14 protein-coding genes and 1 pseudogene are annotated in these 16,404 nt (G+C 55.5%); 11 read left to right on the top strand and 4 right to left on the bottom strand.

Annotation, left to right across the window (positions count from 1 at the left end; translation table 11 throughout):
- The first annotated feature begins 65 nt into the window (after positions 1-65).
- The 7 genes from hisG (at position 66) to AC0MAZ_RS24785 (ending at position 7,121) form a co-directional block, all read left to right on the top strand.
- Complete coding sequence (hisG, locus tag AC0MAZ_RS24815) at positions 66-701, top strand: ATP phosphoribosyltransferase (protein WP_011532429.1); 636 nt, start codon at positions 66-68, stop codon at positions 699-701.
- Between the two features lie 126 nt (positions 702-827).
- Complete coding sequence (gene hisD, locus AC0MAZ_RS24810; RefSeq protein WP_475859543.1) at positions 828-2,150, top strand: histidinol dehydrogenase; 1,323 nt, start codon at positions 828-830, stop codon at positions 2,148-2,150.
- Positions 2,151-2,152: 2 nt separating this feature from the next.
- Entirely contained in the window at positions 2,153-3,202 is a 1,050-nt protein-coding gene (hisC, locus tag AC0MAZ_RS24805; protein ID WP_475859541.1) for a histidinol-phosphate transaminase, read from the top strand.
- 1,004 nt (positions 3,203-4,206) lie between these two features.
- Positions 4,207-4,875 carry a FadR/GntR family transcriptional regulator gene (locus AC0MAZ_RS24800; RefSeq protein ID WP_475859539.1) on the top strand — a complete coding sequence of 223 codons (669 nt, stop codon included), beginning with the start codon at positions 4,207-4,209 and terminating at the stop codon, positions 4,873-4,875.
- A gap of 13 nt (positions 4,876-4,888) precedes the next feature.
- Positions 4,889-6,169, top strand: a complete 1,281-nt coding sequence (locus tag AC0MAZ_RS24795) for a CynX/NimT family MFS transporter (protein ID WP_267813139.1) — start codon at positions 4,889-4,891, stop codon at positions 6,167-6,169.
- A gap of 105 nt (positions 6,170-6,274) precedes the next feature.
- Positions 6,275-6,733 (top strand): nuclear transport factor 2 family protein, encoded by a 459-nt coding sequence (locus AC0MAZ_RS24790; RefSeq protein WP_475859537.1) that lies wholly within the window; start codon positions 6,275-6,277, stop codon positions 6,731-6,733.
- Between the two features lie 43 nt (positions 6,734-6,776).
- Positions 6,777-7,121 carry a GIY-YIG nuclease family protein gene (locus AC0MAZ_RS24785; RefSeq protein WP_475859535.1) on the top strand — a complete coding sequence of 115 codons (345 nt, stop codon included), beginning with the start codon at positions 6,777-6,779 and terminating at the stop codon, positions 7,119-7,121.
- A 171-nt stretch (positions 7,122-7,292) separates the two neighbouring features.
- On the opposite strand, the pseudogene yejK reads toward AC0MAZ_RS24785, so the two are convergent.
- Both yejK and AC0MAZ_RS24775 read right to left on the bottom strand, forming a co-directional pair.
- A pseudogene (yejK, locus tag AC0MAZ_RS24780) lies at positions 7,293-8,024 on the bottom strand (nucleoid-associated protein YejK); the annotation flags it as partial.
- Between the two features lie 182 nt (positions 8,025-8,206).
- Entirely contained in the window at positions 8,207-9,034 is an 828-nt protein-coding gene (locus AC0MAZ_RS24775) for a restriction endonuclease (protein ID WP_023629126.1), read from the bottom strand.
- 296 nt (positions 9,035-9,330) lie between these two features.
- Here AC0MAZ_RS24775 and AC0MAZ_RS24770 point away from each other — a divergent pair, with 296 nt between their 5' ends.
- Positions 9,331-10,068, top strand: a complete 738-nt coding sequence (locus AC0MAZ_RS24770) for a hypothetical protein (protein ID WP_475859534.1) — start codon at positions 9,331-9,333, stop codon at positions 10,066-10,068.
- 301 nt (positions 10,069-10,369) lie between these two features.
- Here the strand turns inward: AC0MAZ_RS24770 and AC0MAZ_RS24765 are convergent, their stop codons facing one another.
- Positions 10,370-10,837 carry an antitoxin Xre/MbcA/ParS toxin-binding domain-containing protein gene (locus AC0MAZ_RS24765; RefSeq protein WP_475859532.1) on the bottom strand — a complete coding sequence of 156 codons (468 nt, stop codon included), beginning with the start codon at positions 10,835-10,837 and terminating at the stop codon, positions 10,370-10,372.
- Between the two features lie 51 nt (positions 10,838-10,888).
- Positions 10,889-11,176, bottom strand: a complete 288-nt coding sequence (locus AC0MAZ_RS24760) for a polysaccharide deacetylase family protein (RefSeq protein ID WP_193385807.1) — start codon at positions 11,174-11,176, stop codon at positions 10,889-10,891.
- A 247-nt stretch (positions 11,177-11,423) separates the two neighbouring features.
- Between AC0MAZ_RS24760 and AC0MAZ_RS24755 the strand changes: the two genes are divergently transcribed.
- The 3 genes from AC0MAZ_RS24755 (at position 11,424) to AC0MAZ_RS24745 (ending at position 16,349) form a co-directional block, all read left to right on the top strand.
- The gene (locus AC0MAZ_RS24755; RefSeq protein WP_023629123.1) at positions 11,424-11,714 is read left to right on the top strand and encodes a helix-turn-helix domain-containing protein; all 291 of its coding nucleotides are present in this window, start codon (positions 11,424-11,426) and stop codon (positions 11,712-11,714) included.
- Between the two features lie 713 nt (positions 11,715-12,427).
- Positions 12,428-13,240, top strand: coding sequence for a Hachiman antiphage defense system protein HamA (locus AC0MAZ_RS24750; RefSeq protein WP_081941288.1), 813 nt, complete (start codon positions 12,428-12,430; stop codon positions 13,238-13,240).
- Positions 13,230-16,349: a DEAD/DEAH box helicase gene (locus AC0MAZ_RS24745; protein WP_023629122.1), complete on the top strand. Its 3,120-nt coding sequence runs from the start codon at positions 13,230-13,232 to the stop codon at positions 16,347-16,349. The genes AC0MAZ_RS24750 and AC0MAZ_RS24745 overlap by 11 nt, the downstream gene beginning before the upstream one ends.
- Positions 16,350-16,404 lie beyond the last annotated feature (55 nt).

Below are 16,404 nucleotides of genomic sequence, written 5' to 3'. Positions count from 1 at the left end.
CCGAATCGTATGCGGTCGGGCTCACGGGCCCGGCCGGCAGTAGACGCTTAAGGACCGACGTTCCAATGTTGACCATCGCGCTATCCAAAGGCCGTATTCTCGACGATACCCTGCCACTGCTGGCCGAAGCCGGCATCGTGCCGACCGAGAATCCGGACAAGAGTCGCAAGCTGATCATCCCGACCACCCAGGATGATGTCCGCCTGCTCATCGTGCGTGCCACCGACGTGCCGACCTATGTCGAGCATGGCGCCGCCGACCTCGGAGTGGCCGGCAAGGACGTGCTGATGGAATACGGCGGCCAGGGCCTGTACGAGCCCCTGGACCTGCAGATCGCCCAATGCAAGCTGATGACCGCCGGCGTAACCGGCGCGCCCGAGCCCAAGGGCCGCCTGCGCGTGGCCACCAAGTTCGTCAACGTAGCCAAGCGCTATTACGCCGAACAGGGTCGTCAGGTCGACATCATCAAGCTGTACGGTTCCATGGAGCTGGCCCCGCTGATCAACCTCGCCGACAAGATCATCGACGTGGTCGACACCGGCAACACCCTGCGCGCCAACGGCCTCGAACCCCAGGAACTGATCGCCACGATCAGCTCGCGCCTGGTGGTCAACAAGGCCTCCATGAAAATGCAGCACGCCCGTATCCAGAGCCTGATCGACACCCTGCGCAACGCCGTCGAATCGCGACACCGCGGCTGACCTCTGCGCGCGACCTCCGCTGTCGCGCCCGTCTATCCGCGTCATAGCCAATTTTCTCGGGTGCCCGCGCGGATGGAGTGGTAGCTTTAGGGCGCCTGAACATCCGCTAATAACGAGGCCCTCGCCATGACCGTGTCCACTGCAATTGCCCGTCTCAACGCCGCTGACCAGGATTTCGCCCGACATCTGGATCATCTGCTGAGCTGGGAAAGCGTGTCCGATGACGCGGTCAACCAGCGCGTGCTCGACATCATCAAGGCCGTGCGCGAGCGTGGCGATGCGGCGCTGGTGGAGTTCACCCAACGCTTCGACGGTGTCGATGCCACATCGATCCATGATCTGATCCTGGATCGCGCGCGCCTGGAACTGGCCCTGACCCGCATCACCCCTGTGCAGCGCGAGGCCCTGGAAAAAGCCGCCAACCGTGTGCGCATCTACCACGAACGGCAGAAACAGGACTCCTGGCAGTACACCGAGGCTGATGGCACCGTGCTTGGCCAGAAGGTCACCCCGCTGGACCGCGCCGGCCTGTACGTGCCGGGCGGCAAGGCATCGTACCCGTCGTCGGTGCTGATGAACGCGATTCCGGCCAAGGTGGCTGGTGTGGCCGAGGTGGTAATGGTCGTGCCGACCCCGCGTGGCGAGGTCAACGAGCTGGTGCTGGCCGCGGCCTGCATCGCCGGGGTCGACCGGGTATTCACCGTCGGTGGCGCCCAGGCAGTCGCGGCCCTGGCCTATGGCACCGAAAGCGTGCCGCAGGTGGACAAGATCGTCGGCCCGGGCAACATCTACGTGGCCACCGCCAAGCGTCATGTATTCGGCCAGGTCGGCATCGACATGATCGCCGGTCCGTCGGAGATCCTGGTGGTCTGCGACGGCCAGACCGATCCGGACTGGATCGCCATGGACCTGTTCTCCCAGGCCGAGCACGACGAGGACGCCCAGGCCATCCTGGTCAGCCCGGATGCCGAGTTCCTTGACCGTGTGGCCGCCAGCATCGACAAGCTGCTGCCGACCATGGAGCGTGCCGAGATGATCGAGAAGTCGATCAATGGCCGTGGCGCGCTGATCCAGGTGCGTGACATGCAGCAGGCCATCGAGGTGGCCAACCGTATCGCACCGGAGCACCTGGAGCTGTCGGTGGCCGACCCGCAGGCCTGGTTGCCGCAGATCCGTCACGCCGGCGCGATCTTCATGGGCCGCCACACCAGCGAGGCGCTGGGCGACTACTGCGCCGGTCCCAACCACGTGCTGCCGACTTCCGGCACCGCGCGCTTCTCTTCGCCGTTGGGCGTGTATGACTTCCAGAAGCGTTCGTCGATCATCTTCTGCTCCGAGCAGGGCGCGTCCGAGCTGGGTCACACCGCTTCCGTGCTGGCCCGGGGCGAATCGCTGACCGCTCACGCGCGCAGCGCCGAATACCGCATCCTCAACGAGAAGGGGAACTGAGCATGAGTCGATTCTGGAGTCCCTTCGTCAAGGACCTGGTGCCTTACGTGCCGGGCGAGCAGCCCAAGCTTGCGCGGCTGGTCAAGCTGAACACCAACGAGAACCCCTATGGCCCGTCGCCCAAGGCGCTGGAGGCCATGCGCGGTGAGCTCAACGATAACCTGCGCCTGTATCCGGACCCGAACGGTGACCGGCTCAAGCAGGCGGTGGCCGAGTATTACGCTGTGACGCCGGCGCAGGTGTTCGTTGGCAACGGCTCGGACGAGGTGCTGGCGCACATCTTCCACGGCCTGTTCCAGCATGACTGTGGGCCGCTGCTGTTCCCGGACGTGAGCTACAGCTTCTACCCGGTGTATTGCGGCCTGTACGGTATCGCGTTCGAGCAGGTGGCGCTGGATGAGCAGTTCCAGATCCGGGTTTCGGACTACAGCAAGCCCAATGCCGGGGTCATCTTCCCCAACCCCAATGCGCCGACCGGTTGCCTGTTGCCGCTTGAGGCGGTCGAGCAGCTGCTGCAGGCCAACCGGGATTCGGTGGTGGTGGTCGATGAGGCCTACATCGATTTCGGTGGCGAGACGGCCATCAGCCTGGTCGATCGCTATGACAACCTGCTGGTGACCCAGACCTTGTCCAAGTCGCGTTCGCTGGCGGGGCTCAGGGTTGGCCTGGCGGTGGGGCATCCTGATCTGATCGAGGCGTTGGAGCGGATCAAGAACAGTTTCAACTCCTACCCATTGGATCGCATGGCGATTGTCGGGGCGGCGGCGGCGTTTGATGACCGTGCGTATTTCGATGAGACCTGTCGCAAGGTTATCGATAGCCGAGAGGTGCTGGTTGCCGAATTGGTGGCGCGTGGGTTCGAGGTGTTGCCTTCGGCGGCGAACTTCATCTTTGCCCGGCATCCCGGGGAGGATGCTGCGGGGATCGCGGCGCGGTTGCGTGAGCAGGGGGTGATTGTTCGGCACTTCAAGCAGGAGCGGATTGCGCAGTTCCTGAGGATTACCATTGGGACGCCGGAGATGAACGAGGCTTTGCTTGATGCTTTGAATTGATTTCAGGGGTTTGGCTGGGGGCGGATTGGAAGTGGTTGTTCTGACTTCTGATTTGCCCCTTGTTGTTGTTGTTGTTGTTGTTGTTGTTGTTGTTGGGTGGTTTTGGAAGTTGTATGCGTATTCATTTGTGATGTCGACGCTTATTCACCTTTCCGCCCTTACGGCGGGTTACTTTGGTCTTAACTCGCCGTCCGCGGCCAAAGTAACCAAAGCCGCTGCGCTCCATTCATCCGGCCCTACGCTTCGCTCCGGGTTCCCTCACTCCGGCCTTGCTCCCGGGAGGACCGCGCTGCAGGGCCCATCCTGGGCCCCAGCGCTTGACGGGCATCCATGCCCGTCACCTCCCTCCGCAAGTCCTGCGTTCGGCCTCCTGAAGTCGCGCAAGTTACGGGCGGCGCCTGGGGTGGCGCAGCTGTCGCTAGTTGAAAGTTTAATTAATCTCTCGATCGCATCGCGGGGCAAGCCCGCTCCTACACGACAGTCGCCGTTATATAAATCCCTGTAGGAGCGGGCTTGCCCCGCGAATGGGCCGGAACAGCCAATACATAACTAACTGTAAAACAACTAACTTCGCATTTCTTGCTCTTGCTCTTGCTCTTGCTCTTGCTCTTGCTTCTAAGTGCGCGGTAGCTCAGGCAACACCAATTGCGACTTCAGGAGGCCGAGCGGAGTTCTTGCGGAGGGAGGTGACGGCCATGGATGGCCGTCAAGCGCTGCGCCCCAGGATGGGGCGTTCAGCGCGGTCCTCCCGGGAGCAAGAACGGAGCGAGGGAACCCCGAAGCGAAGCGTAGGGGCCGGATGAATGGAGCGAGGATTTTTTGGTTCCTTTTTGATCCTTCAAAAAGGGACCCGCCGTAAGGGCGGAAAGGTGACTATGCGTCACCATCGCCAATGAATGCGCATAAAAAAATAAAAACAATCATCCCCGAACCCGAACCCGAACCCGAACCCTTGCCCAATCCCCCACCAACCGCTATCGTCCAACCCCAAGAAAATTCATCCGATGACTGGACATACCCACCCCGTGACCCCGCTCATCAAACGCTCCCTGGTAGAACAAGCCGTAGACCAGCTCCGCGACCGCATCGCCAAGGGCACCTGGTCCATAGGCCAACGCCTGCCCACCGAACCGGAGCTGGCCAGCGACCTGGGCATCAGCCGCAACACCGTCCGCGAGGCCATGCGCGTCCTGTCCTTCAGCGGCCTGGTAGAAATCCGCCAGGGCGACGGCAGCTACCTGCGTACCGCCGTCGACCCCTTGCAGGCCGTGCAGGTCATGTCCCGCTGCGCAGTCGAACACGCCCGCGAAACCCGCCATATCCTCGAAGCAGAAGCCATTGGCCTGGCCGCCGTGCGCCGCACCGACGCCGACCTGCAGGCCCTGCGCGAGGCCCTGCAGCACAGCGCGGAGCACTTCCATGGCGACGTCGACGCCTACGTCGAATGCGACCTGGTGTTCCACCAGCGCCTGGTGGACGCCGCCCACAACCCCGCCCTGAGCGAGCTGTACCGCTACTTCTCCAGCGTGGTCCGCGCCGCCCTGCAGCACAACATGACCACCGTCCCCCGTTGCCAGGCCGTGTTCGACCTGCACGGGCAGATCCTCGACGCCCTCGAACAACGTGATCCGGAGCGGGCCAAGCACCTGAGCCGGACCCTCATCGAATCCTGATAACGAGAAGGCCATGGCCGAACAACTGACCCGCAACACCGCTCCCCGCGAGGCGGAGCTCGAAGAACTGCTGATCGATGCCGAAGCCGACGACGAGCAGGTCCAGCAACAGCCCGTGGTGCTGCGCAGGCCCTGGCTGTTGCTGCTGGGCCTGGTGCTGGTGGCGCTGAACCTGCGCCCGGCGCTGTCGAGCATGTCGCCGGTGCTCGGCCAGGTCTCTGAAGGGCTGGGGCTCAGCGCATCGCAAGCCGGCCTGCTGACCACCTTGCCGGTGCTGTGCCTTGGGCTGTTCGCGCCACTGGCGCCGATCCTGGCGCGACGCTTCGGTAGCGAGCGGGTGATCTTCGGCATTCTGCTGACCCTGGCGCTGGGCATCCTGGTGCGCAGCACACTGGGCGCCACTGGCGTGTTCCTCGGCAGCCTGATGGCGGGGGCGAGCATCGGCATCATCGGCGTGCTGCTGCCAGGTATCGTCAAGCGCGACTTCCCCCAGCACGCCGGTACCCTGACCGGCGTCTACACCATGGCGCTGTGCCTGGGCGCCGCGATGGCCGCCGGGGCCACGGTGCCCTTGACCCGGCACTTCGATGACAGCTGGGCGCTGGGGCTGGGTTTCTGGCTGCTGCCTGCCTTGCTGGCGATGCTGGTCTGGCTGCCCCAGTCCCGTCAGGGCCATGGCATGCACAAGGTGGCCTACCGGGTACGTGGCCTGTGGCGCGACCCGCTGGCCTGGCAGGTGACCCTGTACATGGGCCTGCAGTCGTCGCTGGCCTACATCGTGTTCGGCTGGTTGCCTTCGATCCTGATCGGCCGCGGGCTGAGCCCGACCGAGGCGGGGCTGGTGCTGTCCGGTTCGGTGATCGTGCAACTGATCAGTTCCCTGAGCGCGCCCTGGCTGGCCACGCGCGGCAAGGACCAGCGCCTGGCCATCGTGGTGGTGATGCTGGTGACCCTGGGCGGGTTGTTCGGTTGCCTGTATGCGCCGATCGAGGGGCTGTGGGGCTGGGCGATCCTGCTCGGCCTGGGGCAGGGCGGTACCTTCTCCCTGGCACTGACCCTGATCGTGCTGCGCTCCAAGGACGCCCATGTGGCGGCGAACCTGTCGAGCATGGCTCAGGGTGTGGGCTACACGCTGGCCTCCATGGGGCCGTTCGCGGTTGGCCTGGTGCATGATCTGACCGGAGGCTGGAGCGCGGTGGGCTGGATCTTCGCGGTGCTGGGCGTCGGGGCGATCCTGTTCGGTCTCGGCGCCGGGCGGGCGCTGCATGTGCAGGTCAGCAGCGAGCACGTTTAAGGCGCTGACTTGACCCGCGATCGTCATTCACGACGCGAATGGGCATGGTGTTGCTGGCATCCAGGCAGTATCTTGCGGGTTTCGCACCTTGCGCAGGAACAGTCCATGAGTGATGCCAACAGCGCCCTGATCACCCGTTTCTACCAGGCCTTCCAGCGTTTGGACGCCGAGGCCATGGTGGCCTGCTACAGCGAGGACATCGTCTTCAGCGACCCGGTCTTCGGCACCCTGCGCGGGCGTGACGCGGGTGACATGTGGCGGATGCTCACCGCCCGCGCCAAGGACTTCACCCTGACTTTCGACGACGTGCGCAGCGATGGCGCGCACTGGGTGGCGACCTACCTGTTCAGCCAGACCGGGCGGGTGGTGGTCAACGATATCCAGGCGTGCTTCGTGATCCGCGACGGGCTGATCTGCCAGCACGACGATACCTTCGACCTGTGGCGCTGGGCGCGTCAGGCGCTGGGCATGCCGGGCGTGCTGCTGGGCTGGACGCCGATGCTGCAGAACAAGGTGCGCCAGCAGGCGTTCAAGGGGCTTCGCGCATTCCAGCAGGCGCGCTGAGGCGTTAAGCTGGCGGCCTTCTTCCGTTGCACCGAACCGAGCCGTGAGCGAAACAGCGCCTTCCCCCGACTGCAAACCCTGGTACGTCTACCTGGTGCGTGCCGCCAATGGCTCGTTGTACTGCGGTATCAGCGACGATCCGCAGCGGCGTTTCATCAAGCACCAGAAAGGGCAGGGCGCGCGCTATTTCAAGACCAGCCCGGCGCAGGCGCTGGTGTATGTGGAGCAGTGGCCGGACAAGGGCGAGGCCTTGCGCCAGGAGCGGTTGGTGAAGAAGCTGCGCAAGGCGGCGAAGGAGGCGTTGGTGGCGTCCTATGCCGGTGTCGGGGGTAGTGGTCTAGCCGACGGTGGTGTGGGTGTCGGCTGTGGTCATGGTTGTTCGTCCTGAAATGGTCGGTTCCTGTGCGGGCCTCTTCGCGGGTAAACCCGCTCCCACAGGTACAGCGCTGGCTCCAAGGCACAGGTGAACCTGTGGGAGCGGGCTCTCCTACAAAGGGAGCGCGATTCCTGTAGGAGCGGCCTTGTGCCGCGAAAGGGGCGCAACGCGCCCCCGGCGATTTCAGTCCTTGCGTCGCTTCAACTGGTCGATCAGTTGCGTCGGCAAGCCCTTGATCACCAGCGTCCCCGCTTCTTCGTCATACTCCACCTTCGAGCCCAGCAAATGCGCCTCGAAACTGATCGACAACCCCTCGGCACGCCCGGTAAAGCGGCGGAACTGGTTGAGGGTACGTTTGTCGGCCGGGATCTCCGGCGACAGCCCGTAGTCGCTGTTGCGGATATGGTCGTAGAACGCCTCGGGCCGATCCTCGTCGATCAGGCTGGAGAGCTCTTCCAGCGTCACCGGCTCGCCCAGCTTGGTCTGGGTGGTGGCGTAGTCGACCAGGGTCTGGGTCTTCTCCCGGGCGGACTCTTCCGGCAGGTCTTCCTTCTCGACGAAATCGCTGAAGGCCTTGAGCAGGGTGCGGGTCTCGCCCGGGCCGTCGACGCCTTCCTGGCAGCCGATGAAATCACGGAAATAATCCGAAACCTTCTTGCCGTTCTTGCCCTTGATGAACGAGATGTACTGCTTGGAGTTCTGGTTGTTCTTCCACTCGGACAGGTTGACCCGCGCCGCGAGGTGCAGCTGGCCCAGGTCCAGGTGGCGCGACGGGGTGACGTCGAGTTCGGCGTTCACCGCCACGCCTTCGCTGTGGTGCAGCAGGGCGATGGCCAGGTACTCGGTCATGCCCTGCTGGTAATGGGCGAACAGCACGTGGCCGCCGGTGGACAGGTTGGACTCTTCCATCAATTCCGGATCGTCATTAACGGTTAAATAGCCAAAAGTACTTATTAATCAGAATTTTATGAGATTTAACCTTTTCCGGCTTGCGACATCGGTGCGACAGGCGGTTGTGTTAGTGACGTTTATGCCGAATGGCGACTAGTTGCGCACCTGATTGAGAGGTGTATGCGCGATGCTTGGGGAATGGAGCGTCAACTACCCCTCTCCAAGGGCGGCCCAGCGAGTGTTACACCGATAATGGGCGCTCTTGGCTCAAAAATCGGTCCTCCAAAAACCTCGTCGAAGGCGGTTTCCACGTCTTTGAGATAGTTGAGGATAACGTCTAGAAGGCCGCGAAATGTATCGCAATGCCACTCAACGTGAGGAGCAATCAGCGTCAGCACCCTGCTCTTAAAGTCGTCCAAATCTTTAGGCAAGCCGAGTAAGACGTTTGCCCCCAAAACTGGCGACATGGCTCGATGATTGAACATTGACAATGACATCACTGGGACAGCATGCAGCGCGTACAGGAAATCAAACTTTTCCTTCTGTTCCGGGCTCAAGGCATCATAAGCGCGATCTCGAACGCCATTGCACGGCTCTACATACTGTAGGGGTGTATCAGCCGTATCGCCGATGAGTGGGCAGAAATAACGGATCCACCACGCCTCAAAATAACGCTGCTGGAACTCAAGGTAAGTCAGACCGACGATATTGGTATTTTGCGTGTAGCGATGGGCGCCCTGTTGGAGACCATGCTTCGAGATGATGAAGCCGATGTTCGCCCCCGTTTCATGCATTACAGTAGTGAAGGAGTGCACCACGGCCTGGGGAATGGCGCTTCCCCAATTCTTGCATTCCACAATGTACTTGATCTTGTCGACGCTTCGAACGTCCACTGCCAGCACATCCACATTTACGGATCCCCGCGGCGTATCGAGATCCACCTCAACCTCTGCAGCTAAGCCAACATTGCGGAAAATTCGTTGCACGCCACTTTGAAGGTCCCGCCAGTCTTGTGGTAGTGGATCGTCGATCACATTTGCGTCCCCCGTTGTAGTTCGCGGTATAAGAGGCTACTTCTTCAAGAAAGCGACGTCCACCGACTACAGCTCAGACCTTAAGGGCGCAGATGGTCAGCTGACACCGGGAATTGTCCCCTGACGGTGTGCTTAGAAGCGCCCGCTGCGCTGGCTTAGTCAGGCCAATGGTGGTTTCATGGAGTACGAGGTGGAAGACGGCTCGATGTTTGAGGTTGGTTTGACTGGACTTATCCGTAGGGATCAAACCTGATATCCTCACGGGCCTATCGCAAAGGTAAGGCTGGGAATCTGTGATGAGTTTTATCCCGAGCTGTGACAACAGAGATGACGCCATTAACTCTCTTGCTGAGATCTACGCGGTGTCCACCGATGGGATCAAGCGAGTGCTTCTAGCCCCGGAAGTGCTGGAAATCGCAGAGGTGTATTCTGAAATTAAACGACCGCAGTTCCATAGGGTTGTTTGGCACCTGCTAAAAGCCTACCCGCGCGATGACATCACTCACGCGTATTACTACCACTCGACGAGTTATGCGGGATGCGATTCGTGGTTTGCCGAGGGGTTATTAGGTTCCTCCCAAGGCGTGGGGCGCTTCTTGGACAAGATCATGGAGTGGTTACCACCCGAAAAGCGATCTACTGCAAAACAGCGGGCTGAGGGTATCGTGAAGCTTCGCAGCGATTATGAAGGGTCTACAGCTGACAACACTGGTCCTTACGCGTGGAACACCTTCACTGCTGCAAGCACCAATGAAGACGGCATCCGATACCGTGTACCAGAGGCAGTACAAGATCTATGGTCTAGCAGCTTTTGCGGAAGTGGCGGATTTGTCGACCTTCGCGGTATCATCGAAGAGCGACTGAAGCCTGTCGTAGTTAAGTTCAAAGGGAAAACGACGAACATTGAGGACTATTGTGCGTCACTTTGGGCCTACCTGCTTTCGGATGACGGAGAATGTCACCTCACTCACACCTTCAAAGGCACCGGACAAACCATTCCCCGCGAGGACATCGCCGCGGTAATTGACGTGTAACGACTTGAAGACTGAGCGTATACAGAATGACCGTGACCTGTAGAGGTCAGCCAGGTCCAGACTGCCGTAGATCATCAACCTAGGCCTAGCTTAAGATGCGCCGCTCAAAGATTCAGCTTATGCACCTAACACATCGACCAACTCCCGCACGCTAGGAGGCATCTGGCGACGCTCTGGGTGACATATGTAATACATAGGCTCAGTCGGCGCACAGGTCTAGAACTCCTGTAGCCCCCCGGCGTCAGAATCTACGAATTGTATCCTTAGCCAATATGTGGTGGCTCGAATTCAGCATTACACGTTATAGGTATACTCCATACATTACGCTCTCCAAGTAAGCTTCAATAGCGATGTACCCGATAGGATTTTCTAATGCTTCAAGGGGTATTATGCCGTCCAAGTATTTACAGGGACGACCAAGCCATTGATCGGCGAGTTGCCGGTCTCCAAACACTTTAATGGCAAGCTCTAAACCCTTCGCATATTGAAATGCCACTGCGCTCTTTTGAGCACTGAGCCTTACATTTTCTTGCAGAGCCCTCTGGCATCCTTTTTTTGTCCCGCCAAATATTTTTTCTAAGATTCGGGCGGATGTATAAAGCTGGGATGTTGAAATCATGGCTTCAACATCCTTTAGCGCGAAACCCTCCACCACCGCTTTGTAAACAGACAGAGAATTATTCTGTTTTATGATATTAGGAGATAGGTAGTCAGTGGGTTTATAGCTCAGCGCTGTTTCGTTCGCTTTCATTTTTAGGTTATTAATCATATGCCCGCGCCTAGTTTAAATTCGGACAGTCACTACTTGAATAGGTTCTGATTACCGAAGATCTCGCTCTGCTGAATATAATATGGCGAATGGATTTATGCCCGCTTCATAAGTGTCTCTCAGTGAGTAGATACTGCCATTTTCCACCTGATATATAAGGAAATGCGAAAAGTCTTTAGGATCTTCTACGATACCTGCCATCGTCAAAGGCTCCATTAGCCAAGTCGATTGCCTATTTATATGAGGCGGTGTGACCATCTGCACCTGCTCTACCCGCATCCGGTTTGACTGGTTATCAATCCACTGTTTGAGCTCATGAGCGTGGTACAGCATGATCATGCTCGCGTAATCCTCTCCCCCCGACCTTCGCACCACTTGGATGTAGAACCAAGGCAACAGTAGCTCCTGCTCTACGAAGCTCCAGACTTTCTGGGTTGCTCGCGGGTCGGTCAGATCAGGCCTTTCAAAGGTGATCTCAGCGCTAGGGTAAGTCGTGAACATGACAGCCTCTCAAAAATGAACACTATAGATTGTAGCCCTATAGGGCGCGATAGCGCTTCATCGTTCCTTTTGCGGAAGCAGCAAATTGGAACTCAACATTGCGTTTGGCTTAGCGCTCAAACAGGCCCGGACCAGCAAAAATTTCACTCAAGAGGACTTCTCCGCCGTGAGTAGCCGCACCTATCTCAGCACGCTGGAGCGGGGTCTCAAGAGCCCGACGCTCGAAAAAATCGAGCAATTGGCAGGAGCCTTAGACCTGCACCCGCTCACGCTCCTCGTTGCGACCTACGCTATGAGAGAAGAACGTTCAGATGTGGATTGTCTTTTTCAGAAAATTCGGGGGGAGCTAAGCGGCGTGACTGCTGCTAGAGACTAGGCGCATCGTAGGCTTAGCACAGATGAGGAGCTACCACATTTCATGACGGCTTACAGTTGCCATCATGGTGAGAAGCGAACCTTGTGATAGGTTCGAGGGGGCATCTGGTGGCTACTGACGAGAAAGCTCGTCTGAAGATGAAGGAAAGAAACGCCCGCCTTGGAAGGCGGGCTATCAGGTGTCTCCGAGGGGAGGCAGAACGCCAACAAAATCCCAGAGCGAGCAATGGGAGAATACGTACTTCGTTAGAAATTTTCTAGTCAGCATTTTCGCGACCACGCCAAGCGCCGACGTACCCAGCTCAGCTGCCAAAACCCCGGAAGATTGAAGATGTCGGCTCGTTTGCAGATAGTAAAGTCTCATCAACCCGCTGGTATAGACTGATCGGAGCGCGGCAATCCCGGTAACTCCCTCGACACCGAATATAATTTGCAAATCTTGCGCCAAGTTCGGCCCGGTGAATGTACTTTCGCCCGGAGCCCCACCCAGAGGGTGTATTTTAAGGCCCTATAGGTAGGAGTCGAGTCATAGTGGTAAACCATCGATTTGATACAGTCATTACAAGTGACTGATGCAAACAGACCGCAGGTGGTGAGAGCCCCGTCGCCGTCTAGGAAGCGCTTGATGGCACTGTACAGAGGATAGGGTTATGGCAATATGACTCTACACATCGTGGTGAAGGCTTTCATGCAGGCCCACACAAGGGATTTGAAATGACATCGTTGGCCGCCCATCTCGCTTGGCTTGAGCCCAATGGCACGTATACCTCGTCGTGTGGGCGCTTAATTCCAGTGTATCGACTCAATCATAACGCATTTGACACTTCTATAATGTCAGATTGGGCGAGACATTTCAGAAATCACTACTGTAGCGATCAAGAACTACGCTATCTAAAGAACCCGACGAAGACGAACTCAGAATATTTGCTCACGGAAAGGTTTCCTAGCGAGTCGATTAAGCCCGGCCCGAGCATCAGGGTTGGAGATTTTGCAGAGATTTTGATTGCAGATTACTTGCAATACATCAGAAATTACGTAGTACCTCGCACGCGCTATGATCGAAAAATAATTGGTAATGAATCCAGCAAAGGGTGTGATGTAATCGCTTTCAAAAAAATGCCAAATTTGATCAGTGACAAAGATGAATTATTGATATTTGAAGTAAAAGCGAAAGCCAGCGAAAACACAAAGGTGAATGTTCTCCAAGATGCCATTGATGACTCCATCAAAGATGAAATTCGGATCGCCGAGTCATTGAATGCAATGCGCCAAAGATTGTTTGACCGAAAAGATTTCGATGGAGTCGACCTAATAGAGCGTTTCCAGCGCGAGCCGGACTACCCTTGCAAGAGAAAATATGGGGCCGCAGCAGTGTATACCTCGTCGTCACTACACGAGAGCGTAGTGACTACCTCAAACACAACTAGCCATCCAAACGCTGACAACCTTGAATTACTCATTGTAAGTGGATCCCAACTGATGACTCTGGTTCACGAGCTTTATCGGAGAGCCGCTGATGAAGCTTGAGGATAGAGGCCGTGAAATTCTAGATATCACCCGCACTAAAGCGAAACAGTATGAATTTGGAATCGAAGAAGAATATCATATTCAGTTGTCGCAAGACCCGAAGCGGTTGCTGGTGTTCACTATTGGCGTGCTCGGCGAATTGGCGGCACTTGAATCCCGACCTTCAGATGACCGCGAAGAAAAAAAGAAAGTTCTGAAACAACAATTGGTGTTGGCTGGTCAATTTTTTGAGTCTCTTAGCTTGTCTCGCTTGACATCCGAAATTGACGAATATTTGAAAATTCTAAGTTCTGCATCTTATTATCTTGCCGACATGCCGGGAAGTTCATTGGTTTTGGCGAGAGCTGTTTCAAATAATCCCGTACAGCTGACTGAAAGCAGGCTCGAAACTCTGTTGGTGTGGCTGCTAAAGTCGAAGCTAAATGAAAACTTTACTTTATCAGTGACAGGGAGTTATAACGACCAAATTCGGAAGACGGCATTGGCTTATCGTGCCTTCCTTAATATGGAAGCGGACCTGTCAGATGTAGAGGACGAGTTGCTTGAATTCCGAAATACCGTCTATGCGAGCGGATCAGACCGTGAGGTACTGCTAGCAGACACTATCAATGCGCTAATCAAGAGAAAAATCAGTAACTCCTCGCTAGTCTGCCTACCCAAATATACCGGTTTGGAGGCGCATCGTTGGCATCAGACGCTTGCAAACGATAGATTTATAAAAGAATTTTGGCCTGCCCAGCGCCTAGTGGGGAGTCTGGGTGTCCTCATGGGCAAGTCAGCAGTTATGCAAATGCCCACTAGCGCGGGTAAGACTAAGTCCACCGAGCTTATTATTAGGAGCGGATTTCTCTCAGGCCGCTCGAAACTAGCTGTGATTGTTGCCCCATTTCGTGCACTTTGCCGAGAAATAACCCAGGCCTTCACGCAATCATTCGAACATGAGTCCGTAAATATCAATGAACTGAGAGACGTTACAGACGTGGATGAAAGCGAACAAGAGTTTCTGAGATTCTTGTTAGGTGAAAGCTTTAAGGAAAGGTATAAGCATACTGTCATTATTTCAACCCCGGAGAAATTGGTTTATTTGCTTAGGCATGAACCCTCGCTGGCTAAACAAATCGACTTGTTGATATTTGACGAGGGTCACCAGTTTGATAGTGGCAAAAGAGGAGTAACGTACGAACTGTTGGTTGCATCACTGAAAAAAACAATACCTGACCAGGCACAAAAGGTATTAATTTCAGCCGTTATGTCTAACGCCGAAACGATAGGCGACTGGCTGAACGGAGAGTCCAGTCTTAGCATTCAGGGTAGTAATTGGTTGCCATCTATCAAAAGTGTAGCTTTTCTTAGCTGGTTCCACGACATGGGCCAGCTGAGCTACCTGGGGCGAGAGAATAAACACGACAGCGGTTTGTATGTCCCCAAGATCATACAGCAGTCAAGTCTTGAACTGCGTGGGAGAGAAATGAAACCTCGGGTCTTCCCGATCAAAACCGAAGTACAGTCAATTTCCTGCTACCTGGGACTTCGACTGTGCCAGCAAGGGCCAACAGCGATATTTTGTGGGGATAAGAGAACAGTTATTAGTCAGTGTGCAACCATTGTAGACGTTTACAAAAGAGGCTTATCACTTCCCCCGCCAAGCTTAGTATCTGACACCAAAGAGCTTCAGAAGATTGCTTTTTTATCAAAACTACATTTTTCCGATCAGCACATTTTTTCTGAAGCTATTCCTCTAGGGGTTCTTCCTCATAGTTCCGTCATTCCCAGCGGTCTTAGAATATCGGTCGAATGGGCTATGGACAAGGGGGCTGGGCACTTGGTGATATGTACTTCGACGCTTGCCCAGGGTGTTAACTTACCTATTAAATATTTGTTAATCTCGAACCTCATGCAGGGAGGAAAAAGAATCTCAACCAGGGAGTTTCAAAATTTAATTGGCAGAGCTGGGCGAGCTGGGTATCACACCGAAGGCGGAATCATTTTCACCGACCCGAAGATTTACGACAACCGCCATCATTGGAGAGGTCGTGAGAAATGGGCAAGGACACTAAACCTGTTAAATTTTAGCAATGCCGAGGAGTGTCTAAGCAGTTTGATGGAGATTGTTCAGCCAATCCCCCTTACAAAAAGCGAGAATGACATTCTCGATTTTATTTCGGATCCGACTAGCGAAAGGGCACTATGGCATAATTGGTGTAAAGAAAGCGAAATTCCCGAGAAAAGCATCAATGAGCTGATGCAAGATCTTGATAAAAAGGAGCAGATCCTTTACTCCATTGAAAGCTATTTCATGTCTACCCTGAAGGACGATATTTCTCTAATCTCTACAGAATATTTTTTAGACCTAGCTTACGAAACTCTTGCCTACCACCTTGCGGACGAGGAGGAAAGAGTTAAGTTGGTGACGGTGTTTACCGCCATTCACTCGAAATTAAGCTTGATACCTGTAGAAAAATTTTCCTATTACGGGAGGAGTCTGCTTGGACTTAACCAGCTTGTTTATATTGAAGGGTGGATAACGTCCCAACTGTTCGAGTTAGAGCTTTGCACCTCAACTAAAGACTTGCTTGAAGTGTGCTGGCCAATAATAACTATGTTCGCTAGCAAAAAAATCATATCCAATATGACCCCGCAAAAAGATGCGGCAGATATTGCTGAGCGATGGCGTGATGAAAAAAGTTATGCAGAAATTTTCACATATGCCAAAGCAAACAACTTTTCCGTTAAGGCGCAAAGTGTATATTATACTATCACCCAAGAGCACATCGTTGATTTTTGCTCCGCCCTCTCTTACGACGGAATGTTAATCATCGGAGCCATCGGCGACATAGTTGAAGGTAAAGCCATAAATGAATCATTGCTGATTCATATTAGAGCTCTACAAAATCAGCTAAAGCTGGGTTTGTCAGATGAATTCAATATCTGGATCTACGGTCAGGGGTTCACAGATAGAGAGGTGTGTAAGTTTATTAATTCGAATTTTGATTCAGTTAGAGTGAATAAAAGTATAGTCGATCACAAAATATTGAAAAATAATAAATCGCTTCTCAAAGATGCTATTTCTAAACTACCCACTGTTTTTTCATTACCGAAATTTGACTGAGAGCCTGTGTTTTCAGCAGGCTGATGGATTTTAGCCTGTAACTTATTCTCTGGCA

The organism is Pseudomonas sp. A (genome assembly GCF_056270345.1).
Note: the sequence above shows the minus strand (reverse complement) of the source record. Positions and strands in the feature narration are given on the sequence as shown.

What these genes read in the sequence shown, in the direction of transcription:
- hisG (WP_011532429.1), top strand. Translation starts at nt 66, where the DNA reads ATGTTGACCATCGCGCTATCCAAAGGCCGTATTCTCGACGATACCCTG.
- hisD (WP_475859543.1), top strand. Translation starts at nt 828, where the DNA reads ATGACCGTGTCCACTGCAATTGCCCGTCTCAACGCCGCTGACCAGGAT.
- hisC (WP_475859541.1), top strand. Translation starts at nt 2,153, where the DNA reads ATGAGTCGATTCTGGAGTCCCTTCGTCAAGGACCTGGTGCCTTACGTG.
- AC0MAZ_RS24800 (WP_475859539.1), top strand. Translation starts at nt 4,207, where the DNA reads ATGACTGGACATACCCACCCCGTGACCCCGCTCATCAAACGCTCCCTG.
- AC0MAZ_RS24795 (WP_267813139.1), top strand. Translation starts at nt 4,889, where the DNA reads ATGGCCGAACAACTGACCCGCAACACCGCTCCCCGCGAGGCGGAGCTC.
- AC0MAZ_RS24790 (WP_475859537.1), top strand. Translation starts at nt 6,275, where the DNA reads ATGAGTGATGCCAACAGCGCCCTGATCACCCGTTTCTACCAGGCCTTC.
- AC0MAZ_RS24770 (WP_475859534.1), top strand. Translation starts at nt 9,331, where the DNA reads ATGAGTTTTATCCCGAGCTGTGACAACAGAGATGACGCCATTAACTCT.
- AC0MAZ_RS24765 (WP_475859532.1), bottom strand. Translation starts at nt 10,837, where the DNA reads ATGATTAATAACCTAAAAATGAAAGCGAACGAAACAGCGCTGAGCTAT.
- AC0MAZ_RS24760 (WP_193385807.1), bottom strand. Translation starts at nt 11,176, where the DNA reads ATGATCATGCTGTACCACGCTCATGAGCTCAAACAGTGGATTGATAAC.
- AC0MAZ_RS24750 (WP_081941288.1), top strand. Translation starts at nt 12,428, where the DNA reads ATGACATCGTTGGCCGCCCATCTCGCTTGGCTTGAGCCCAATGGCACG.
- AC0MAZ_RS24745 (WP_023629122.1), top strand. Translation starts at nt 13,230, where the DNA reads ATGAAGCTTGAGGATAGAGGCCGTGAAATTCTAGATATCACCCGCACT.